Annotated in this window: 17 protein-coding genes and 1 pseudogene; 12 read left to right on the top strand and 6 right to left on the bottom strand. The window is 59.9% G+C overall.

Going from position 1 to position 22,888, the window contains the following annotated elements; translation table 11 throughout:
* The first annotated feature begins 54 nt into the window (after positions 1 to 54).
* The 3 genes from mnmG to ACW73L_RS08925 all read left to right on the top strand — a co-directional run bounded on the left by mnmG (position 55) and on the right by ACW73L_RS08925 (position 2,881).
* Positions 55 to 1,929 carry a tRNA uridine-5-carboxymethylaminomethyl(34) synthesis enzyme MnmG gene (gene mnmG, locus ACW73L_RS08935; protein ID WP_498921472.1) on the top strand — a complete coding sequence of 625 codons (1,875 nt, stop codon included), beginning with the start codon at positions 55 to 57 and terminating at the stop codon, positions 1,927 to 1,929.
* A complete protein-coding gene (gene rsmG / locus ACW73L_RS08930) occupies positions 1,926 to 2,570 on the top strand; it encodes a 16S rRNA (guanine(527)-N(7))-methyltransferase RsmG (RefSeq protein ID WP_498921470.1) in 645 nt (214 codons plus the stop codon). The genes mnmG and rsmG overlap by 4 nt, the downstream gene beginning before the upstream one ends.
* Before the next feature lie 68 nt (positions 2,571 to 2,638).
* The gene (locus tag ACW73L_RS08925) at positions 2,639 to 2,881 is read left to right on the top strand and encodes a hypothetical protein (protein ID WP_498921468.1); all 243 of its coding nucleotides are present in this window, start codon (positions 2,639 to 2,641) and stop codon (positions 2,879 to 2,881) included.
* A 267-nt stretch (positions 2,882 to 3,148) separates the two neighbouring features.
* Here ACW73L_RS08925 and ACW73L_RS08920 read toward each other — a convergent pair whose 3' ends face one another.
* Complete coding sequence (locus ACW73L_RS08920) at positions 3,149 to 3,325, bottom strand: hypothetical protein (protein ID WP_498921466.1); 177 nt, start codon at positions 3,323 to 3,325, stop codon at positions 3,149 to 3,151.
* Positions 3,326 to 3,649: 324 nt separating this feature from the next.
* On the opposite strand from ACW73L_RS08920, the gene ACW73L_RS08915 reads away from it, so the two are divergent.
* Entirely contained in the window at positions 3,650 to 5,083 is a 1,434-nt protein-coding gene (locus ACW73L_RS08915) for a mechanosensitive ion channel domain-containing protein (RefSeq protein WP_498921464.1), read from the top strand.
* A 296-nt stretch (positions 5,084 to 5,379) separates the two neighbouring features.
* Here the strand turns inward: ACW73L_RS08915 and ACW73L_RS08910 are convergent, their stop codons facing one another.
* The 3 genes from ACW73L_RS08910 to ACW73L_RS08900 form a co-directional block, all read right to left on the bottom strand.
* A complete protein-coding gene (locus tag ACW73L_RS08910; RefSeq protein ID WP_498921462.1) occupies positions 5,380 to 6,021 on the bottom strand; it encodes a DUF4360 domain-containing protein in 642 nt (213 codons plus the stop codon).
* 789 nt (positions 6,022 to 6,810) lie between these two features.
* Positions 6,811 to 7,470, bottom strand: coding sequence for a DUF4360 domain-containing protein (locus tag ACW73L_RS08905; protein WP_498921460.1), 660 nt, complete (start codon positions 7,468 to 7,470; stop codon positions 6,811 to 6,813).
* Between the two features lie 780 nt (positions 7,471 to 8,250).
* On the bottom strand, positions 8,251 to 9,630 hold the full coding sequence (locus ACW73L_RS08900) for a sigma-54 interaction domain-containing protein (protein ID WP_498921459.1): 1,380 nt from the start codon (positions 9,628 to 9,630) through the stop codon (positions 8,251 to 8,253).
* Positions 9,631 to 10,081: 451 nt separating this feature from the next.
* On the opposite strand from ACW73L_RS08900, the gene ACW73L_RS08895 reads away from it, so the two are divergent.
* From ACW73L_RS08895 to ACW73L_RS08870, 6 genes are all read left to right on the top strand, one after another.
* Positions 10,082 to 12,136, top strand: a complete 2,055-nt coding sequence (locus ACW73L_RS08895) for a copper amine oxidase (RefSeq protein WP_498921456.1) — start codon at positions 10,082 to 10,084, stop codon at positions 12,134 to 12,136.
* A 649-nt stretch (positions 12,137 to 12,785) separates the two neighbouring features.
* Complete coding sequence (locus ACW73L_RS08890; RefSeq protein WP_498921454.1) at positions 12,786 to 13,103, top strand: helix-turn-helix domain-containing protein; 318 nt, start codon at positions 12,786 to 12,788, stop codon at positions 13,101 to 13,103.
* 402 nt (positions 13,104 to 13,505) lie between these two features.
* Positions 13,506 to 14,648 carry an SIR2 family protein gene (locus ACW73L_RS08885; RefSeq protein WP_498921452.1) on the top strand — a complete coding sequence of 381 codons (1,143 nt, stop codon included), beginning with the start codon at positions 13,506 to 13,508 and terminating at the stop codon, positions 14,646 to 14,648.
* Between the two features lie 485 nt (positions 14,649 to 15,133).
* A complete protein-coding gene (locus ACW73L_RS08880; protein WP_498921450.1) occupies positions 15,134 to 15,529 on the top strand; it encodes a hypothetical protein in 396 nt (131 codons plus the stop codon).
* A 246-nt stretch (positions 15,530 to 15,775) separates the two neighbouring features.
* On the top strand, positions 15,776 to 16,741 hold the full coding sequence (locus ACW73L_RS08875) for a hypothetical protein (protein WP_498921448.1): 966 nt from the start codon (positions 15,776 to 15,778) through the stop codon (positions 16,739 to 16,741).
* Between the two features lie 145 nt (positions 16,742 to 16,886).
* Complete coding sequence (locus tag ACW73L_RS08870; protein ID WP_498921446.1) at positions 16,887 to 18,443, top strand: class I adenylate-forming enzyme family protein; 1,557 nt, start codon at positions 16,887 to 16,889, stop codon at positions 18,441 to 18,443.
* 396 nt (positions 18,444 to 18,839) lie between these two features.
* Here the strand turns inward: ACW73L_RS08870 and ACW73L_RS08865 are convergent, their stop codons facing one another.
* Positions 18,840 to 19,574, bottom strand: coding sequence for a sulfite exporter TauE/SafE family protein (locus ACW73L_RS08865; RefSeq protein ID WP_498921444.1), 735 nt, complete (start codon positions 19,572 to 19,574; stop codon positions 18,840 to 18,842).
* A gap of 756 nt (positions 19,575 to 20,330) precedes the next feature.
* Here ACW73L_RS08865 and ACW73L_RS08860 point away from each other — a divergent pair.
* Positions 20,331 to 20,672: pseudogene (locus tag ACW73L_RS08860) on the top strand (cyclic nucleotide-binding domain-containing protein); the annotation flags it as partial.
* A gap of 84 nt (positions 20,673 to 20,756) precedes the next feature.
* On the top strand, positions 20,757 to 21,572 hold the full coding sequence (locus ACW73L_RS08855; RefSeq protein WP_498921570.1) for a sensor histidine kinase: 816 nt from the start codon (positions 20,757 to 20,759) through the stop codon (positions 21,570 to 21,572).
* Positions 21,573 to 21,810: 238 nt separating this feature from the next.
* Here ACW73L_RS08855 and ACW73L_RS08850 read toward each other — a convergent pair whose 3' ends face one another.
* The gene (locus tag ACW73L_RS08850; protein ID WP_498921442.1) at positions 21,811 to 22,587 is read right to left on the bottom strand and encodes a DJ-1/PfpI family protein; all 777 of its coding nucleotides are present in this window, start codon (positions 22,585 to 22,587) and stop codon (positions 21,811 to 21,813) included.
* Positions 22,588 to 22,888: the final 301 nt, after the last annotated feature.

Below are 22,888 nucleotides of genomic sequence, written 5' to 3'. Positions count from 1 at the left end.
GCCGTTTCCGCTATGATTCATCGCCTTAGCTAAGATTCCAACCAAAGCGATCCCATGCTTTACGCAACCCACTACGACGTCATCGTGATCGGCGGCGGCCACGCCGGCACCGAGGCCGCGCTGGCGGCGGCTCGTACCGGTGCCCGTACGCTGCTGCTTACGCAGAACATCGAGACCCTCGGCCAGATGAGCTGCAACCCGGCGATCGGCGGTATCGGCAAGGGTCATCTGGTGCGCGAGATCGATGCGCTGGGCGGCTGGATGGCGCAGGCGGCAGATCGCGCCGGGATCCAGTTCCGCACCTTGAACGCCAGCAAGGGGCCGGCGGTGCGCGCGACACGGGCCCAGGCCGACCGCGCCTTGTACCGGGCGACGGTGCGGCAGCGGCTGGAGCGCCAGGAGAACCTCGACCTGTTCCAGCAGCAGGCGGCCGATCTGATCCTCGAAGGCGACCGCGTCGCGGGCGTGGTCACGCAGATGGGCCTGCGCTTCGCGGCGCGCGCGGTCGTGTTGACCGCCGGCACCTTTCTGGCCGGCCGTATCCACATCGGGGAAAGCAACTACGAAGGCGGCCGCGCCGGCGACTCGCCGTCGAACTCGCTGGCGCAGCGATTGCGCGAACTGCAACTGCCGGTCGGGCGCCTGAAGACCGGCACGCCGCCCCGCATCGACCGGCGCAGCGTGGATTTCTCGGTCATGCAGGAACAGCCCGGCGACGAGCCGGTGCCGGTATTTTCTTTTATCGGCTCGCGGGCTGACCACCCACGTCAGGTGCCGTGCTACATCACCCGCACCAATGGCCGCACACACGAACTGATCCGGTCCGGTCTCGATCGCTCACCGATGTATACCGGTGTCATCGAGGGCGTGGGCCCGCGCTACTGTCCGTCGATCGAGGACAAGGTCGTCCGCTTCGCGGATCGCGACTCGCACCAGATCTTCGTCGAGCCCGAAGGCCTGGACGCGTTGGAACTGTATCCGAACGGCATTTCGACCAGCCTGCCGTTCGACGTGCAGTTCGAATTCGTCCGCTCGATCCGCGGCTTCGAGCAGGCCCACATCACACGCCCGGGCTATGCGATCGAATACGACTTTTTCGATCCGCGCGCGCTGCGCCCCTCGTTGGAGACGCAGGCCCTCTCCGGACTGTTCTTCGCCGGCCAGATCAACGGCACGACGGGCTACGAAGAAGCCGCGGCTCAGGGTCTGATCGCCGGTCTGAACGCCGCACGGCAGACCCGCGGTCAGGAACCCTGGTGCCCGACGCGGGATCAGGCCTACATCGGCGTGATGATCGACGACCTGATCTCGCGCGGCACCGCCGAGCCCTACCGCATGTTCACGAGCCGGGCCGAATACCGGCTGCTGCTGCGCGAGGACAATGCCGACCTGCGGCTGACCGAGCAGGGTCGCGCGCTGGGGCTCGTCGACGACGCACGGTGGGCGCTATTCGAAAGCAAGCGCGAGCAGATCGAGCGGCTGCAGCAGCGGGTCGACAGCGAACGGGTTCGCTACACGCTGCCCGAGTTCCAGCCTTCGGTCGAACCGGGCGGGGCGGCGGCCACGCAGGACAGCTTGCTGCGGGATTTGCTGAAGCGTTCGGATGTCACGGTCGCGCAACTGGAACAGCAGTTTCCGGAGGTCTTCAGGCCGTTCGACACCGCCGTCAAGGATCAGGTTGAGATCGCGGCGAAGTACGCCGGCTATATCGACCGGCAGCACACCGAGATCGAGCGCACGCGGCGCTACGAGCATTGGCGCGTGCCGGCTGGCTTCGATTACCGCAATGTGGTCGGACTGTCGAACGAGGTGCGCGAGAAACTGCACCAGCGCCAGCCAGCCACGGTCGGTCAGGCCTCGCGGATCCCCGGCATGACGCCGGCTGCCGTGACGCTGTTGATCGTGCATATCCGCAAGCTGAGCGCGTGACCGGCGACCCGCTCGCCGCGTTGCTCGAGTCCGGAGCGCGGGAACTCGGGCTGGACCCCACCCCGCGACAGATCGACCAGTTGCTGCAATTTCTGGCGCTGCTGCGCCGCTGGGGCAAGGTCTATAACCTGACTTCCATCGACCGACCCGAGGACATCGTCCGCCTGCATCTGTTGGACAGCCTTAGCCTGTGGCCGCACCTGCGCGGTACGCGCGTCCTGGATGTCGGAACTGGCGCTGGCCTGCCGGGCATTCCGCTGGCCGTGCTGTTTCCCGAGCGGCAGTTCGTCCTGCTCGACCGTACCGCCAAGAAAGTGCGCTTCGTGCTGCAGGCCGCAATCGCGCTGGGCCTGCGCAATGTCACCGGCGAACATTCCCGGATCGAGGATTACGCGCCGCGCGAACCTTTCGATGTCATTGTCGCCCGTGCCTATGCGTCGCTGACCGATATCTGGTCGCAGACAGCCCGTCTGCTCGCGACCGATGGCGCGATACTCGCCATGAAGGGCCGAGCCCGCGAGATCGAACAGGAAACCCTCCCCGCGGCGCGGCTCGAAACGGTCGCACTGGTCGTTCCGGGACTGGATGCCGAGCGGCATCTAGTGGTAATGACGGAATCGGACGCATCGCGGCCCGCTTAGCCGGACGGGCCGAGCGACGCCGCGCACCCCGTCTGCGACGAACCCCAAACAACCTTGTGGAGCGAGAGATGGAAACCGGAAAGCCTTTCGACGCGGGAACCCTGGCCGTCATGGCCATCGCGCTGGTCCTGTTCATGGCCGCCCTGTTCGCGAAGGGCTTCACGCACGATTTGCTGTTGGAAGCGGGCGTGTTCCTGGTTTCGGTGAAACTGATGCTGATGACCTACCACAACGGCCTCGCGACGGAGCGCATGCAGCAGAAGCTGGACGAGATCCATGCTGCGCTCAAGAGCGGACAAGGAAGGCCCTGACGCGGGGCGCCGGGAAGTGCATACCCGGCCCCGCCGCCCCCAGGGGCAACGGCTTGATGATCGGCTGATCGGTTCTAGGGCCGTGACGGCCCGCGTCGCGCTTTCCCGCTCGTGGATTGCCGCGTCGGTTCGAAAAAGGCTGCTTCGCCGCTACAGGCGGACGGCGGTATCGGATCCGTCATCCTTGCAATCCGACGCTGCGGCGAAGCGCGAAAGGTAAAGAGACCTCCTTGTCTTCGGCTCCCAAAGGTTTGGCGGATAGCCGGACTATTTCTTTTTCGCCGCCTCGATCTGCTTTTCGACCTGCTGCGCAGTCTCGGCATAGGCGCTGGCCGGGATCGCTTCGTTGTGGGTACTCTTGAAGATGACGACCAGTGCTATGACGAGCGCAATGCCGCCGCCGATGTAAAGCCAGAAGTTGTCTTTGCCCGTTGCTTCTTCCACGGTCTACCTCCACTTCGTTTGCTGTCGATATCTGGTGCCGCCGGTGGGCGGGTGTCATCCGGCTCTACGCCGGACGCTGCGGCACGATAGGGGGCAAAGGTGAAGGTCGTTTGAAGGAATCGCGTCGGATCCGTTAACGTCGATCAGGTTCGATCCGCGGAGAGCATAGGCCACAAGAGGGCCCTGGCAACGCAAGCAGGCTAAAGTCATGGCAACATGGTGGCGTGATGACCGAATCAGACCACATATGACGCCTTTCCATACCCCCTTGTGGGCGTCCGCGCCACCGGCCGGCCACAGCCTCCGGCTTTCGGAAAGCGCGCCATGACGCCGCCACTCCAGGGCTGGTTGGACGGCTTCACGGCGGCGCTGCACGCGCCGCTGTTCGATCTCGGTACGGAGCCGGTAAGCCTGGCCTGGCTGCTGGAAACGGCCCTGCTGTTAGGTCTGGTGGCACTGATCACACACGGTATCAAGCGCCTGCTGAAGAACCGCCTGTTGCGGCGTTTCGGCATCGGCGAGGCCAACCGGGAAGTGATCGCCGCGCTGGTCGGGTTCGTCGTCGCCCTGACCGGCACCGTGCTCGTCCTTCAGGCGAAGGGTCTGAACCTGGCGAATCTGGCGATGCTCGCGGGCGGCCTCGGCATCGGTGTGGGGCTTGGCCTGCAGGAGCTGACGAAGAACCTGGCCAGCGGCGCCACCCTGCTCGGGGAGCGCAAACTCAAGGTCGGCGACCTGATCGAGTTCGACGGCAAGACGGGCCTCATCCAGGAAATCTCGATCCGTGCCACGGTGATTCGCACCTTTCGGGGTTCGGAACTGATCGTCCCCAATAGCGAGCTGACCAACCACTCGGTCGAGAACTGGAGCTACAGCAACCGGCATGGCCGCATCGACATTCCCGTGCAGGTCGAATTCGGAACCGATCCGGTCCTCGTCACCGAACTGCTGCTGCAATCGGCGTTTGCCGAGGAGGCCGTTCTGCGCGAGCCGGCACCAAGGGTCATTTTTCGCCAGCTCGGCGAGTACGGTCTCGAATTTCTGCTGTGGGTCTGGGTCGACCGGATCGATCGCAGCCTCGGCATCCAGAGTTCGCTGAACTTCATCATCGAGTACCACTTCCGCTTGCACGGTGTCCGCGTGCCGCAACGCCAGAGCGACGGACTAGTCCGAGTTCCGGACGCGCCAGAGCCCGAATCGAGCGGTGCGCCGGCCGTACCGACGCCGCGGACGCTCCGTACTCGGTTGTTGGTTCTTCCTTATTTCCAGGATTTCGACGAGCTGCAGATCCGCGGTCTGATCGAAATGGGCCAGCGCCGGGAGCTGGATTCGGGGCAGATCCTGGTCAATCAGGGCGATCGCGAGCATGCCTTCTGCATTGTGTTGTGCGGTGCGATCGACGCCTTCTACGAGAACCGCAAGATCAGCCGCCGGGTGTTCACCTTCCGCGAGGGGGAGTTCTTCGGCGAGCTGCCGCTGCTGTTGAACATGCCATATCCGACGACGCTCCGTGCCGTCGAAAGGACGTCGCTGTTCGTGATCCCGCCCGAGAGCTTTCTTTATCTGCTGGAGCGGTACCCGAGCCTGAAACAGGTGGTTCTGGACGAAATGGACAAGCGGCGGGAGCAGGTTCAGCTCTGCCGCGAATCGCTGCGCGCGCTCGGTGTGCTGGACGATGACCGCGCCGCCAACCCGGTCACTTGGCTGCGGGAGCGGCTCGGAAAATTTTTCTCGATAAACGTGCAGTCTGGTGCGTAACCCACAACGCTCGGACCTCCCTGAGCCGGCTGGCTGCCGGCCAACAGAGGGGGAAGTATCGAGAGCTAGAGAGGGTTGGCTTGCTTTGTTGGCATCAACCCACTCTCGCCCAGCTCCCTAATGTGGCTAGCCTTCGCTGCCTTCACGTGTCGTAGGTAAGGCCCCGCAGCGTGTAGCCTTGGCAAAATTCGTCAGGCTGTCCTTCATGGGGGCGGATGCGGCATGCACCTCGCATGGCTGTGTGGAGGCGTCGCAGTTTCCGCACCGCCTGCTCGGGTCAGCCAGTGCGACAGGGATTACCCGCCAGGGCATGCACGCCAGCGAAGCGAATAGCTCGCGTACGCCTTGTATTCGGGCCGCTTACGCCCCAGGAAGCCTCGGGCGGCCGGATTAGCGCTATTGCTCGCGCGATACGACGGGTTCAACACCAGATTGCGTTCAGGAGCGCACGGCGACCAAAGCCATTCGTCGTCCGGCAACGTAGTCATACGTTTGTAATTGGAGCCGGGGCGCGGGCCGACGAGGACAGTCTGCAAGCGAGCGGTCTCCGAGCCGCCGGAAAAGTACGTGCCGGTCGAGACTGTTCCTGTGACAGCGTAGCCCAGTTGGGCATATCCCTGGTACTCGGCAGCCACGACGCTGTAGGACCATCCGGCGGGATAATCGAGATCAACGATCACGGAGCAATTCTTCCGCGATTGCGTGATCGGGGAACCGCCGCCCACGGCGACGTTGATCGCTCTGGACAACAATGCGAGGTTCACGTATCCGCCATCCCTGGTTACTTGTGCACGCACGCTGCCGGAACCAACCAGGCAGCCAGTTCCAGCGTATTGGATCGACCTGATCGAAACCGAGCCCGGAGCCGGGCTGGCTTGGATGTTGGAACACAGTGTAGCTCCAGCAGGCAGTAGCGCAGCAGAGAGTAGAGTGGACATTCTCCAGTTCCGTCGGGTGTTCATTGAAATACACTCCATCGGGTTTAAAAGGGTGAAGTCGGGAAGCTCTCTTCAGAGCTGTTGAGACCGTGCCGGCCTTCGATAAAATAACAAGGTTAACCGAAAACGATATTTCATTGGGCGTTTCATCCCTGTGTCGCGGGAAGACAAAAATATAATTAATAGGAGCGTCCTTAGGGCAAAAGTAATCAAGTGCCAGAACCGCGAATTATTCCCTCACAAATCCCTCTCTCCGTAGCGGCTAACTATAGCGATGAAAAATGTTTTTAGCCTCAAGGATAGGGGTTTTCATTTCTAGTCTTGTCTTCAAGGATCAAAGCGAAGTCGGCAACCTCTCCCCATTTCTGAACTCGACCGTAGAAAAGTCGAGAATGGCGCAGGATGAAAATCAGGCTTCCCCTTTTTTTCCCCAGCCTTACTGCCTTTTCCGCCGTCACGCGGTAGCTTCTAATATCAGGTAAATTCTGGTATTTATATCAGTTATATAGCGGTAAATTTCTAATGGCTAAACTGAGCCGCCATGGTAATAATTTGGATGCCTCTACCCGCATCCTTGTCGGCAGAGGCTTCCTTATTTGAGTTTAGGTTTCCGGTGTTATGTTTGAGGCAGTCAACCTAAAGGCTCTTTTTTTTTCCGCGTGAATTGATGGCGCCGGTTCTATATTGGCAGTGCTTAGGCGCCAGTGTTTTTAGGGCGCACACCGTCAAATCTGTGAAAAAAATCGGCGCCGGTTCTTTAGAAAAATCTCGATGCAAGCGGCCTGGAAATCAGGAGCACTTTTTCCACAGCCAGCCCCAAGTAAATGCCACGTTGCCTTCGATCGAATCGGTGGTCACTAGCCCTGCAGATTTGTAGGTGGATCCCCACAACTTTCTCAAGAAGATCGATGTTTTCATTTGAAGATTTCGGTCTTCGCCGCAAGGTGACCATACCAAAGCCGGAAGACCGAGTTCGTCGGTAAATTCATAATCTTTAGTTATCGGCCCAACCCAACTAGTACTCAAGGTGCTAGATCCCGGTGCTCCCGTGAAGAAATACGTACTTGTCTGGGTCGCCTTTACGTATCTATCAAGGTCTGTAAAGCCGCGATACTTGGCGTCGAACACGGTATATGACCAGCCCGCCGGGACGTGTAAATTGACATCGAGCTGGCAGAACTTACGATAGTCGCCCGATGGTGTTCCGGGGCCAATGCTCGCGATGTACTGGTCGAAAATAGCCATGAAGTTCGACCCGTCAGCAGCGATGCTGACGGAAGCGCTGCCCTGCGGACAACCGCTACCGCCGTAATTTACGCCCTCAATGGTAGTCCCAGAGGGAGCTACAGGAAAATATTCCGTCGCATTAGCTATTGGCGCCGTAGAGAATAAGGCGATGAGCGTCGATAGAGATCCGAAAAGGCGGTTGAAATTGATGTGGGATTTCATTGCTGTCTCCTTTTTGAGAATTCCAATCTAAGAGTGTGAAGAGTGCCCTCGACACACTTTCTAAAAGCGACCTGAGAGCCTCGCCATTGAAACATAAAGCTTCGCGAAATTACGCAGCGCAAGTGTCTCTAACCATCCCGGTTCGGGCGTTCTGACTGTTGTCCGGCATCAGTGTGGGCCAGAGGTCAATAAGATCCGAGCGAATTGCATGCCATACCTGTAAGTGATTGCTTTAAAATTACTTTATAGCTAATAAGAGAGTCGTCAGACGGCTTTGGTGTTCACTCCGGGTGGCAGTTTGGTGATAACGGCTGTTCATTCACGTGAACATACCTTTGATCAGGCTAATCAAGTCATTGAGTTGCCTATAGTTAACATTTTGTCGGCCTGTCATGTTATGTGAACATAATTGATAGGATTATTCCTTTTTTCGAGGCGGTTTCGATTCGTCTAGAGCGAAAACATTTTGGTGTAACTGTGGATGGGATGCGCTCCCTTAGAGGCTTATGCTGGCCCTATCGTTGGCGCTATTCGGGTCTGAGGCGCCTGTCACCTAGGCCATGATCGCCAGATGGATGGCGATGATAGGACGAGCCGTTTAGCCCCAGCCAGTCTCCAAACCGGAGCGAATCTAGTTAAGGCGCTTGAAGCCTTATTGAGCGACGTAAGCGTGCATCGCGAATGGCGATTGGGGTTCTTGGAGCGAGTCGTGCCATGACGGTCGTGACTCGGATTGCGAGGGCGTGTCAAAATCCGCGCCTTTCGCTGGGAGGGTCTGCTTCAGACGCGGATACTGTGTTTCGTGATGAGCTTGTAGAGCGTCCCGCGAGAAACGCCGAGTAGACGTGCAGCCGCGGAGACGCACTGACCGGTATGCCGCAAGCCGTTATGTACGGCATCTTTCTCAGCCAGATCACGAACTTCCTGGAGTGTTTGGCGGACAGAGGAGAGTTTGCGCTTTTCCAGATCGAGATCCCGGGGTTCGATCAAGCGGCTTTGGCAAAGCACCACGGCGCGTCGAACGCGATTGCTAAGTTCGCGGACATTACCAGGCCAGTGGTGACGCTGCAGGGCGCCCAGGGCATCCTGGCTGAAGCCGTGTATGGGGTGGCAGGCCTCGGGGGAGTACAGGCGAAGAAAGTGCCAGGCGAGCGGTTCGATGTCATCGGGTCTGCTGCGAAGTGGAGGCAGGTTGACAGTGAGTACGCTCAAGCGGAAGAAGAGATCCTGCCGAAAGCGATGTTCGGCAACGGCAGCTTCCAGATCGACGTTCGTGGCGGCGATGATTCTGACGTTGACACGCACCGAATCGACACCGCCGACGGGTTCGAGCAAGCCTTCCTGGAGGACCCGGAGCAGGTTGGGCTGCAATTCCAGCGGCAACTCGCCGACTTCGTCGAGAAACAGCGTGCCTCCGTCAGCGGTCACGATGCGGCCCGGTTTTCGTTTGTCGGCTCCCGTGAAGGCGCCTTTCTCGTAGCCAAATAGCTCCGACTGAATGAGCATCGAGGGTATGGCGCCGCAATTGATCGCCACATAGGGCCCTGCGGCACGATTTGACATCTCACGAACGTAGCTTGCAGCGAGTTCCTTGCCAGTCCCGGTTTCCCCGGTAATCAGGATCGGTGCTTTGGCCACGGCGCAGCGCCGTAGGTCCGCGAGCGCCCGCTTCATCTCGATGCTGCGGTGAATGATCCCGTGGTCGGGATCATCGGGAGGCCGCATCGGCTCCAGCAAGCGAGCGAATCCGGCGACGCGTCCGAGGGTGACGAGGAGGCGACCGGGGTCGACCGGTAGCCGGTGAAAGTCGTAAAAGTGAGAAACCAGGGTGTCTCGCAAGCGGCTGTCCAACTCCCGATCGGCTTTCGTCAGTGCGATCCAGAACAGGCCGGGGTTCGCGTCATGGAGGTCGTGCAGCCAGATCTTCAGTTCGCGGACCGGCCAATCTCCGACGTAGAAGATTCCGACCGCCCAGCTCTCGGCGGCAGCCGCGGCGACGGCTGTCGCCGGTTGGTCGACCGACAGAGGCTGCCAGCCGTGACGCTGCAGGAGTGCCGTCAGGTTTGCGGCCTCCTTTCCGAGCCGCGAATCGATCAGCAACACCCTACCGCGAGTCACGGGTTTGCACGCTGCAATGCCCAGTGTCATGGCGTTGTTCATTGGAACCATCCTTCCGTGACGGCGCAGGGAAGGCCGTCAAAGTGAAGCAGAACGGAAAGAGGGGAGGACACACGTGCACCAAGGCTTGCGGTGCGACGCGCTGAATCAGCAGATGGTTTGAATGCCCGGATGTTTGATCGCGGTCCCGTTGGCGAATTGCCTGTCGGGTGCGATGGACGGCATTCGCGTCGAATCCGGTTACGCGCCCCCCAAGCGCCGTCTAAGGCATGGTAGTGAACTGGAAGGCTCCCGGCTATGGGAAACAATACCTATCCCGCAGGGCTTAAGAAACCCGCACCCCCTGAGCGCGTGGAGGCTTCGAGCGCTGATGAGGGCTCAGTCGAATGCGCGGACCTATCCGACGTTGCTAAGGCTCGGCTTTCACGTAAGGGTTTGGTGCCCTTTTTGCTGCACTGCATCTTGAACGCCCCACCAACTGACTCGGGAATTCATGATGCGACATCTCTCGGCTATGGCTGTTTTCTCTCTGTTTGCGTCCAATGTGCAGGCTGCGGCGGCACCTGGAAATCACCTGTCACCGCGCTTCGAGGCGCGCCGGCTCTGGGCTGCCGATGATGTGGCGGCGATGGCCTCATCCGCGGCGGGTGCCTGCGCCAATCCGCTGACGCCGCTCTCGAAAGGCGAGATCGAGCGCGCCGTGCAAATCGTCAAGGCCGATGGACGTACCCCTTCCGGTGCAGTTTTCCCCACCGTGGTGCTCAAAGAGCCGCCTAAGGACGAAGTGCTCGCCTTTCGCCCCGGTGATGCGGGCTACCGGCGCGAAGCCTTCGTCGAGATATACGACCGGCCGCAGAACCACCTGCAGGATGCGGTGGTCGACCTGAACAGCGGAAAGATCGTCAGCTTTCGCAGTTATGCAGTCGGCGTGCAGCCGGCCACGTTCGGGACCGAGTACGGCGACGTGGGTCCGCTGGTGACCGGCGATGCCGAATGGCAGGCGGCCATCACGAAGCGGGGCATCAATCCCGAAGACGTCTACCTGGACATCTGGGCCGGAGGCGATGTTCCCGTGACCACGGATCGCGAGGGCAAACCGGTCCCGCCCGGCACCCGGTTGATGCGCGTGCTGTCGTTCTATCGCGGGACGAAACCCAATCCCTATGACCGGCCGATCGAAGGCGTCGTCGTGACGGTCGACATGAATCGGTTGAAGATCCTGCAGGTGACGGACACGGTCGTGGCGCCGGTCTCGGTCTACAGCGGCAATGCGTCCAGCGACGAACGGGAACCTCTGCAAGATTTGAAGGTGAGACAGCCTGATGGTCCGAGTTACCAGGTCTGTGGCAACGAGATCCGCTGGCAGGGCTGGCGCTTCCGCTTTTCCTTGCTGCCGCGCGAAGGACTGGTGCTGCACACGATCGGTCAGGAGGAAGAGGGCGGCGTGCGTTCCGTCGCCTACCGGATCAGCATGACCGAGGTGTACGTGCCATACGGCATGCCGGACACGAACTGGGTCTGGCGCACCGCCTTCGATATCGGCGAATACGGCCTGGGTCGTTATGCCAACCCGCTCTCGCGCAGCGGGGATGTGCCCACCAATGCTGAGTTCTTCAATGCGCGGATCGCCGACGACACTGGCGGCTCCTATGTCATTCCGAAAGCGGTCGCGCTGTACGAGCGCGAGGGCGGGATGTTGTGGAAGCGGGTCGATCCCTCGTCAGTGGAGCAGGACAGCCGCAAGGCGCGCGAACTGGTCCTCACGTCCAGCGCCTGGATCGGCAATTACATCTACGGCGTGGATTACATCTTCCGGCTCGACGGTTCGCTGGAGGCGCGAGTCAACGCGACCGGCACGACGCTGAACCAGGGCGTGAACCGCTTCGGGGAAGGCGAGGCCTACGGACGCACGATGGACCGAACCAAGGCGGTTGACTCCGGCAAGGCCCTGGTCGCGGCGCCGAACCACCAGCACTTCTTCAACTTCCGGCTCGACATGGACATCGACGGTCCGACCAACCGGGCTCTGGAGAGCAACGTCAAGTCCGCTCCCAGCGACCTGGAAAACGCCTTCGTCAGTGAGGAACGGCTGCTGGGCAACGAGGACGCGGCCAAACGCGATATCAACATCGACCGCACGCGCACCTGGAAGATCGTCAGCAGTACCGCGAAGAATGCGCTCGGCACACCGACCGGGTATACGCTTTATGCGGGCGATGTCGCGGTACCCTATTCCTCGCCTAATTTTGCCGCGCGTCAGCGCGCCGCTTTTGTGGAATATCCCTTGTGGGTCACGCGTTACAACGAGAACGAGTTGTTCGCGACCGGCGACCACCCCAACCAGGGGCAAGCCGGCGAGGGTTTGCCGCAGTATTCCAACGGCGAAGCGCTGGCGGATACCGACGTGGTGCTGTGGATTTCCTCCGGCCTGACCCATATCCCGGATATCGAACAACACCCGGTCATGAACAACGAAAGCGTGCAGGCATTCCGGCTGACCCCGTATGGGTTCTTCCGGCGCAATCCGGCGTTGAATCTGCCGAAGTGATCTCGACTTAGGGTTTCGCCGCGGGTTGACGGGCAGTGCCAAGGCGCCCGCGCCCGGTCGAGCCGACTCTCCGAAGGTGAGGGATGATGGCAAGCCCGGCTGCGAAGCCGGGCTTCCTTTTGTGCGCTAGAGCCCCGTTGCAGGGTACGTTGTTTTTCCTTCCTTCGCCCCGATTGAACTCGCGAATTTGGCTGACAGGACTCCTGTCGTCAGGTACGGAGGGCGCGGTGTACAAGCGATTCCAAGGCACTCCCTACGTAGGCTACCCGTATCAAGAGTCACGGGTGTCTGCCGGACCTTGGGCGGATCAAGGAGCGCTAGACGACTATGCGCCTTAGGCGTATAGTCTGGCAATGCTGACCGTCGTCGAAACCCCGCTCTTCCAGCAACAGTGGCCGCTCTAATGGACTGAGGAACAACGAGGCGCTTTCGCCGCCTACATCGCAGAGCACCCTACGGTCGGAGATGTTGTGCCCGAATCCGGTGGGATTCGTAAGGTGCGCTGGGGTCGAGCAGGTTCGGGCAAGTCGGGTCGTGTGCGGGTGATCTATTTCTCTCGCACCGCCGCCGGTGAGGTTGTCTTGCTGACTCTGTATGCCAAAACCAGGACTGACAACCTCACTGGTCCAAAAGTTGACGGAGATCCGCAGTGTCCTCGAAGAATAAAACCCTTGATGCCAAGAAACTGGCGGCATACGAAGCAAAGCGAGACCTGGCTGCAGAGCTGCTCCAGTCCGTGCGCGAAATGAAGGCTGGCCAGCTCAGCGTTGTGTCATCGCCAGTCATTGAAGCACGCAAGAAAACGGGCCTGTCCCAGTCGCAGTTCGCGGCGCTTATGGGAGTGTCAGTTCGCACGCTGCAAGGCTGGGAACAAGGCCGCAAGCAGCCTAGCGGCGCAGCTCGTACGCTTCTCGCCATTGCCAGCACCAATCCCAAGGCACTGCTCGCTGTGGCGGGCCACAAGTAGGCGTGGGGACAAAGCCGCCCAAGCCTTTCAGGAGAGTCACCGATTCGCATCGAGTGCCGTGTCACACATAGTGGTTTATGCTCGAGCTGGTCAAACAACCGCTTGCGGCTCATGATCTAGAGGCGATACGCTCGAAATTGAAAAAGGCGTACGCACTCGTATCGAGCAGATTCCAGGAAGAGATCGAGGCGATGGCGGGCTGACGCGCCTGGATTAACCCGCCTGAGCAGCCAAAGAAATCGAATGATGGCTCAGAAAAGTAACTTGACCCCGTTTTGCGACGCGGGAAGAGGCTTCCAGCCAATATGACGTACGAATAAATAGGGCTGGATTAATAGGGACCGAACGACGAAAAACTTGGCCTGTCCCTGATTGACCCACGTTAGATGAAACAAGCGACTCATGGACCGATACCGGATACTTGTGATCGGCGCTGGCTTTTCTGTTCACGCTGGCCTCCCGCTTGGCGATGACCTGTTCGCTCTAGTTCGCGACTTGGTGAACCGGCGCTTTGGTAATGACAACAAGCTAGAGCAGGATATCGCGAAGTATCTCAAGTACAGGAAGAGGTGTTTCGGGATTAACGAGACAGATAGCATTGACTACGAGAAGTTCATGTCTCATCTCGATCTGGAGCACCACTTAGGTCTCCGGGGTAATGACACTTGGAGCGAGGACGGCAACGAAGGCCAGTTGATGATCCGCAACGGCATTATGCAAGTCATTCACTCGCGAATGCCGGATAACCTAACACCAGAGGTTAGGGCATTTTGTGAAGGTCTGTCCCCAACCGATACGATTCTGACATTCAACTATGACACGCTAATTGAGCGGGGCCTTAAGGAACTCGGGCGCCCTTACCGACTGTTCCCAAATAGGTTGAAAAATATAGGCTGCATGTATTCTACGATAGATAGCGAGGCTGAAAGGGGTGAGATTGTTATTCACAAACTTCATGGGTCAATCGACTGGTTTAGCAAGATCCCTTATCTTAAGGATCGGGCCTTCGCCGAGCAGTCGCCGTGCCCATGGGAGTCACTGCACCCTGTATTCAGAGAAGGCTCCAAGATAGCCCACAGCCCGCTCATTGAAGGACCGTATGAGGAAAATGATCCTCTGCAGCACATCTACAGGATTCACGACCTAAATGATTTAGTGGGAGGAGAGTTCTGGCAGTTTAGCCCCTTGATCTTGTCTCCTTCGAGTTCGAAGATCCTGTACTCAGACCCCATCAAAGGACTGTGGCGAGGCCTGCAGCAAATAGGTGGACTGAACTTGGGCTTGGGTGTAGTGGGTTACTCGCTGCCGGAATATGATGAATACGCTAGGCAGGCACTATATCACCTAGTGCGGAACTATACCGAGTTTGAGCCTGACCGAGAGTTGGGCAATCTGAGGAAAACCCCGGTAAGGATACTCGACTACGCACCCCAAGGTGATTCTGGGTGGCGTATCCGAAAGAGTTACTCATTTCTGAACTGGGATCGCTGTGAGTTGAAGACCACAGGGCTCGATACCGATGGTATAAAATGGCTCCTAAGGTAGATAGAAGGTACAGGGTCAAGTCGCACATTGGTCGGACAGGGTGGCATTCTTGCTCATCCGTAGTGAAGTCTGCGAATGTTGGAATGTGAGAACTGGCTCTAGTCCTGCTCGAATGAAGGCTGTGCCCTTTGAATGACGTAACGGACCCGGCGGCACGATCAAGGCTTACCGCTCCGTGGATGGCTCACGTTGGAAGCGGAGCATTCCCCCGCGCGGGTCGGCTGAGGCAGGAACGGAGAAACCTGAGAAACCTGGGACAAGAAACCTGGGACAGACCACCGTTTCTCATTTTTCGGGTCGTCGTATCGAAAAGCCGCATGCATCCTGTGTCAAACCGCTCTCCGATCGGTAGGTCGTCAGCAGCAGAACCGTGGTCTGTTACCTAATTGTATTGTGTCGCTATTGATGTCCCGCTTTCGCTTTGCCCTACGGGCGGTGCGGCGTAACCTGGCGTTGGACCTCACAACACCCCAAAGAGATGGAGCGTGACCGTGGCGGAAAACAGCTCAATCGCAACCACGGAGCAGTACAAGAAGGCACTGCTGTCCCTGCGAGACAAGAATTTGCCAGATGGCCACTTGGCGATGCTTCGTGCACAAGGTCACTCACCAGATGGCACCATAACTGCGACGAAGCTTGCCGAAGCGGCCGGCTATGATAACTTCAACGCAGCAAACCTCCAGTACGGCACATTGGCCTGCAACCTGGCTGGGCTCCTAAACTACAACCCACCCAAGCGGAAGGATGGTTCACCAATGTGGTGGACCGCTCTTTCGTATTCCGTCGAAGGCAACGTGGAACCAGAGACAGGCCACTTCCAGTTCATCATGCGCCCCGAGTTACTGGCTGCTCTCCGCGAGATGAAGTGGGTCCGTTCGTAATGCTAGCGATTGCCGGCGCTGCGCGTCCTTGGTAGCGTTTAGGGTAACGGTAAGGTTGATTGCTGCGTGGTAATGCCACGCGTTTTGCTCAGATAGGAGTCGCACTCGATACCCGCTTTACACAGGCACGATATCTGTTCTGCCAGTCAGTACGCAGACCGGCGGGTGGGTGTAAGGGTGCATGAGATGTGACGGCTGGTTATCGTCGGCGAGGCAGTCATGGGTTTTGAAAGCAGGAGGCGGGAAATGCGATCGAAACGCTTAGAAAAGGAGCGGTTACTCGGCCAGTGGGCGCGGGGCGCTGTCGCCCTGTTGACTGCGGTGGCGCTGGGTGGCGGGCAACAGACGGCACGGGCTGACGATCTGTCCCAAGGCTGGGAGGCAGCCGGCTTCGTCAGCGAGTTCGAGGATGCAAGTCGTGTCCAGTCGAGCGAGGGAACGACTGAGAAGAGCGTGGCAACCGTGACTCGCCGGTCGCGGGCCGGCGATTTCCATGATTTCCTCCGACTCATTTGGGTTCCGCCGGGCCTGAAGATTACGACGCTGGGCAAGCCTCGAGCGAAGCGGGCCTTTTTCACGGCCAGCTCATTTTTGAACCCGCCGGCCCCGGTGGATGCAGTGGTCCACTTCGTTGGCAACAACTACCGGACAGGCCAGGATCTCGGCGTGATGGTTTGTCGGCCCTTACCGAGCGACCTAACGAGGACCGATCCAATTCTCGCTACCTGGCCCAAGGTGCTGCCGGTTATCAAGCGCGAATTAGGTGATTGCGCGGCGGGCACGCTGACGCGAGGCGAGAAGGAACTCTGTGCCGTGGCGGAGCGCTATCAGGACCGAAGGTTCTTGGTTTACGCGCGCGGCCTAAAGGAAACCCTGACTTTTGCGGTGGAGCTTTTCAGGACGGAAGCGCGCCGCAATGCCTTGTGGGACGATTTCAGTATCGGCAACGCGTTCAGCGGTCTCGGCTTCACGATATGGGGAAGTTCCACCCCTGAAGCGTCGACAAAGGCCTTGTACACGGCGGTCGTTCTGCAGCGCTCGGTGGTTCCCGAGTACCTGCTCAGGAATGTAACCCTGCAGGAAGCCAATTGCCGCTGTGTCCAGGTTCCGGAGTCCGAGGCCTTGCATCAGGAACTCGTGGATCCGTCGGCGATCTGGGCGGCGGGCGAACTGGATCAAGGCGCATGCCGGCAGTTGCCGGCGCTGCCTTGATCCAGGCTGTCGGTCGATACGACACGAGGGAAAAGGGAAGAATCCGGGGTCAGACCACGGCTTTTCGGATTTCCGGCAGGCTGCCTGTCATGCCTGCAGCGCAACGCCCGCCCGCCCTTTTTCTTAAGAACCCCGAGGGAACGCGATGACATTAGCCACATTGCTGGTCGAGGCTTGCCGCAGCCGGCCCTTGGCGATCGCGCTGATCGACGGGCTTCGCCGATGGACTTATGCCGAGCTCGATGTCGCCACGGACTGTCTCGCCGAAGGTTGGCGCCGCCGGCAGGTCCAGCCCGGAGATCGGGTCGCCCTGTTCATGCCCAATTGCGCCGAGCTGGCGTTCGCCTACCTGGCCTGCTTCAAGCTCGGCGCCGTCGCGGTGCCGTTGAACGCGCGCTACAAGGGGCCCGAAGTCGCGCACGCACTCGTCGACTCCGGGGCCAGCAGTCTGGCGGTTCATATCAGTCGCTGGCCGGAAGTCGAGTCGCTCGATCTGGCCGCGCTCGGTGTGATGGACTGCCATGTCGTCGGTACGGACGCCCCGCCACCCGGTACCCTGCTCTGGGATGCGCTGCTGGTCCCCACTGAGAGCCTGCCGCCGCCGGCGACCTTTGGTCCGGAACAGCCGGCGGCGATCCTCTATACCTCCGGCAGCACCAGCCGGCCCAAGGGCGTCGTTTACACCCACGGGACGCTGTCGGCCAGCAACCGCATCCAGACCGCGGCCTGGCAACTCGATCCGCACGACATTCAGTTGATCACGCTGTCGTTCGCGCACGCGGCCGCCTTGTCGACGCAGTTGCTGCCCAGTCTGGCGCTTGGGGGAACCAGCGTGCTGCTCGATGCGCCGACGCCGGGCGAGACCGTGGCGGCGATACGGGCGCACGGGTGTACCCGGCTGGTGATGTTGCCCGCGGTGCTGGCGGATCTGGTGGACCATCTCGAACACCAGCCGGCCGACTTGCGGTCGCTGCGCAGCGCCGTTGCCGGTGGCGACATCGTGCCGCAACGCGTACAGGAACTTTTCCACCAGAGCACCGGGCTGGAAATCAGCGAAGTGTGGGGCATGACCGAGTGCCTGGGATCGATCAACAACCCGCCCTTCGGTTCGAAGGTGCCCGGCTCGATCGGACGGCCCGCGCCCGAGGTCAGTGTCAAGCTGATCGATCCGGATGGACAGGAAGTCGCCGATGGCAACGAGGGCGAAATCCTGATCCGCAGTCCTGCCCTCACGGTAGGCTACTGGAACAATCCCGCAGCCACGGCCGCCGCGATCGTCGACGGGTGGCTGCATACGGGCGATCTGGCCCGGCGGGACCCCGACGGTGTTTATTGGTTTCTCGGCCGGCGCAAGGAAATCATCGTACGCGGTGGCTCGAACATCTCGCCGCTGGAGGTGGAGGAAGTCATCGCGCAGCATCCGGCCGTGCTCCGGGTCGGCGTCGTTGGCTTTCCCGACGCACGTTTGGGTCAGATCGTCGTCGCCGGTGTCATGCTGGATGCCGATCAGCCCAGCCCCAGCGAGGACGAGCTACGCCAGTTCAGTCGCGAGCGTATCGCGACCTACAAGACCCCCGAGCGCATTCATTTTCTGCCGGAGCTGCCACTGAATCCGGTCGGCAAGGTCGACCGGCATCGGTTGCTCGCGCTGCTGCAGGGCGAAGGCGCTGTTGGGGCTACTCCAGGTCAGGTGAACCGGTAACAGACCACGGTTTTACGGTGAGCCCTGGATGGACAGCATTCGCTTGTGCCGCGAGCCACTTGAGGGGAGGACGGTCGCGCGATCGAGCTACAAGAGCTGCAAACACGTCTTCGACACGGCATGGCACCAAGATACCCTGGAGCGTCTGGTGCCAGGAGCAGAAGTTGAGGGCACTCACCGCCGCGCCTTGATCCAGAATGGGCGAGTGGTCTGGATGATTCATCCGCCGCCTACGCACTAGATTACGGCACTGAAGCTACGGGTGCGAAGCGGATGTCAAGCGGGACTGTGGGCTATGCATCTGGAATGGCAGATTTGTTGGCTTCGACTGTTGGAACCGGCTGGCTAATGGGCGACCTCGTCTTGGACCCAGTTTGGCCCGATCAGCGTCGCGCTCTAGAATGCGATGAGGCGAGCGCCCGCAATCACCAGCACGACGCCTAGCAACCGGCAGATGACCGCTTCAGAGAGATACCGGCACCCAAGCTCGGCACCGATGGCGCCACCGAACACCGCCGACAGCGCCAACAGGGACCAGTCAGCGGGTAACGCGCTGCCCGTCGTCCAGTAGCCCATGAGAGCGACGAGCGAATTCAGCAAAATGAAACTGCTGGCGAACCCGGACGCTTCCCGAATGTGACACCAGCGGCAATACAGCAGCAGCGGTGACAACAACACCCCGCCCCCCATGCCAGTCAGTCCGGACAATAAGCCAATGGTCCCGCCGGCCGACATCGCCAGCAGCGGATGCGGTGCCCGCGTTGCGGTGATGCCGTGCGGGCCGCGACGACCGATCATCGGCAGGCCCGCAATCAGCAAGAGTGTGCCCAGGATCAGGTTGAACGACCTGAACGGCAACGTCAGGTAACCTCCCGCAAACGCGGCGGGAACCGAGGCCACGACAAACGGCCACAGACGCTGCCACGAGACCTGTCCGGCCACCCAGAAGCGCACTGCGACCAGAGTCGACACGAAAATGTTGAGCACCAGCGCGGTGGGCTTGATCGTCTCCGGCAAGAAGCCGTAAAGCGCCATGACGGCGATGTAGCCAGAGGCGCCTCCTTGTCCCACGCTCCCGTACAACAACGAGATGGCTGCGAGACTGAGGCAGATAAGCGCGGTCTCAGGCATCGGTGATGAGATCTGTCGGAACCAACTCAAGACGGGTATCCACCAAGCGCAAAAGCGGCGCGTGGCTTGCGTCGCCGAACGCTAGTCGGGCGCCCTTTTCATGCGGCCCGATTGCAGCATACGGTGGAGGGCACGCCAGCCGTGGTTTCCAGCCAATTTGACGTACGAATAAATCGGGCTGGAATGATAGGTTATCACGCGCTTACCCATGGCAATGCCAGGGAGACGGCTCTTCCGCAGGGTCTTTTTTTCCCGAGAGCGAACCTGGACGAAGCGTGTCGCCAATTTTCGGCTCCTGACGGAGACTGGGATGTCCCGCCAGTTTTCGCAAACAGATAGCGATAAAGTCCGCCCTAGCTGGGGATGAAGATGGGCGTCTCCTCCTTATTCGCTGTACTACACAACCGCTTCGGCAAAAACCATTAAAACGATATGGAAATGTCGCGTTGAGGAGTGGCGACCGGAGCCCTTGGCCTTTTTAGGATGGCAGGCGACGAGAACACAAAAGGAGGTACATGGCAGTGTTCTGCTGGTTTACCCGCACTATCATCGTGGGCATTGCTTTAGAACATGTTGGGGTGTTCTCTTAAGAAAGATCGCATATTGCCAACGAACGCAGAACTCAGCAGACTGTGCTAATGAACGCCGGGCAAGGCCTCGCTACTGGGGGGAGCGTGCCGAGCCCCAGGGAGATTCACATAACCTCTTACGGTCCGCATTAAACAAAAGAGAGCCGGACGAATTCAGGAACAGCCCGTGCCACAGATAACACCCGATCGGCTCCTCCGACTTCGCGAACTTCCGCCCCTCAAGCCTCCCGAGTGCCGCGGCGAACGGGACTCGGCGGCACTTCGGTCAGAAGATCTCTTTGACCTGCCCGGACTCGCCTCCCTGACGCACATCCGTTGCGATCCGGGGGAAATCGTCTGCGGGGAAGGTCAACCGGGGGATTCGGTTTACCTGCTCAAGAAAGGAAATGTCGCCATCATCAAAGGTGACGTTGAGGCGCCGGTCGTTCTGGCGCATCGCGGTGCCGGCGAGCTCATCGGCGAAATGGCCGTGCTGGAACGATTGCCGCGATCCGCCACCGCCATTGCACTGGAACCGACGGAACTGCAGCGGCTCGACCGGGACGAGTTTCTGCAACTCCTCTTTCGGCGGGGTCACGCCAACATCGAATTGTTGGGCCGACTCAGCCATCGACTGCGGGTCACGGACGAGGTTCTGGGCAGCACGTGGGACAAGGCTCACGGATTGACGGAGGAAGTGAGCCAACTCATTGCCGACTGCGACGAGCTGCGCTCACAAAAAAGACTGTGGCGACAGACGCTGGAGATGTTGCTGCATGATCTGCGCAATCCGGTGCACGCGATTTCCCTGTCGACGACTCTGTTGGCAGAGGGAGTTTCGGGCGCTGTATCGGAGGAGCAACTTGCCTCCTTGCGAAAAATCGAGGCCAATTGCGAGCATCTCGCGCAGTTGGTGGATGCGATCGTGGAAATCTCGCAGATCGAGGCCAAGGCTCTGCAATTCAGGCTGGTCCCGACGGATCTTTCCGCGGTCGTGCGCACGGTGCTCGACCGGCTTCAACCCATGCTCGATGCGGCGCAGCTGGCCGTGACACTGGATTTCCCGGAGGGGCTTCCGCACCCGCAACTGGATCGGGGTCTGTTCGAACGCGTAATCACCAACATCCTCGACAATGCGGTCCGTTTCACACCCGGCGGAGGGCACATCACCATTACCGCTCGCGTCGAACTGGACGATCTCCGGTTGGCCGTCACGGATACCGGACCGGGCGTTCCTCTCGAACAGCGCGAGCGAATTTTCGGCCGGTTCATCCGGGGCGATGCCGACGAACAGGGTAACCGTCGCGGCTATGGGTTGGGGCTGAACTTCTGTCGCTTGGTGGTCTGCGCGCACGGCGGGCAGATTTGGGCAGAGAGCGGCCCGGGCGATCGGGGGGCTTGCTTCGTGATCAAGGTTCCCTGGAGATAAGCGGCCCTGACGCAGAAGGGTCAGGGCCTCACGATCCCGCAGCATGAGTCGGGTTGGCTGCTGGCAAGGCCTTCGACATGGGCACACCCGTCGGGACACTGCTTGCCTCCTCTGCTTGGTCTCCTGCGCTGACCCACTGCTGCTTTCAGCCATGTGACGGACGGGACGTCAGCGGCGTGCCCCTGCGGGCAACGCCGCCCCGCCCCTTTACCAAAGCGGTGACCGCTTTCCCGCCAGCCTACGGGATGCTGTTGATGAAACCCAGCAGGAAGTAGTCGTACATTTCACGCATGGCTGCAAAAACGTCCGGCCGGGTGTTCAAGACCGAACCGCCCTCGATCGGCGGCGCCGGATCGTATTCCAGGTCCAACATGACCGCCTGAGTGTAGGCCTTGCCGAACAGCTTCAGGACGATTTTCAGCGCCATGTCGAAGCCGGCCGTGACGCCCGCGGATGTGATGTATTTGCCATCGATCACATACCGCTTCTGTTGAAACTGGGCGCCGTACTTCGTCAGGATTTCGTCGGCACGATACCAGTTGGTCGTGGCCTTTTTTCCCTCGAGCAGGCCGGCCGCTCCGAGAATCCACGCCCCGGTGCAGACACTGGTCGTGTAAATGGTGTTCGCGTCGATCATCTTGATCCAGGCGAGGGTCGCCGGATCCATCGTTTCCATCGCCGTTTCGCCCGCGCCGCCCGGGACGACCAGAATATCGAGACGGTTGACTTCGTCGATGGACTTGTCGACGACGATTTTCAGGCCGTTATTGGCAACGATTTCACCCTTGTGCTTGCCCACGAGAAACGCATTCAGACCGGAGGTCCGGAAAACCTGAAACGGACCCAAGGCATCGGTGGGATTCATGCCATCGTAGACGTAGATCCCGATGCCGTTCACATTGACGTTCGGATTGGGTCTTTTGCTCAACAACTCGGTCAGCGTCAAGTTGGCACTCGCCGCGCCGGAGAAAGCCAGGAACATTAAGAGAAACAGGGTTCTGAATAAGATATTCATGGGAGTTGAAATAGGTGGGGAATGGACTTGATGGACCGATCGGTACGCCTTCATGCTGTTTGAACGCCGCCCGGGATCGGAGCCAGAAACTTATGCCGGTGGCAGCTTGAATGAACCAAATAGTGAGTCGACGTCTCTCAGATACGGTGTATCACGATCGGGCCGAATGGCATAAGCAAAGGGCATGCCATTAGTCTGTGTCAAATGATTCTGGGCGCGCGGCGTCGAACAGATGCGGGTTTCCGCACCTCGACGGCGATCGCTTGCCAAGGAATAGGTCGATCGGATTTAGGGAATGGTG

This window comes from Methylolobus aquaticus, assembly GCF_054172105.1.
The sequence above is the reverse complement of the archived record's forward strand: the minus strand, read 5'-3'. Positions and strand labels throughout refer to the sequence as shown.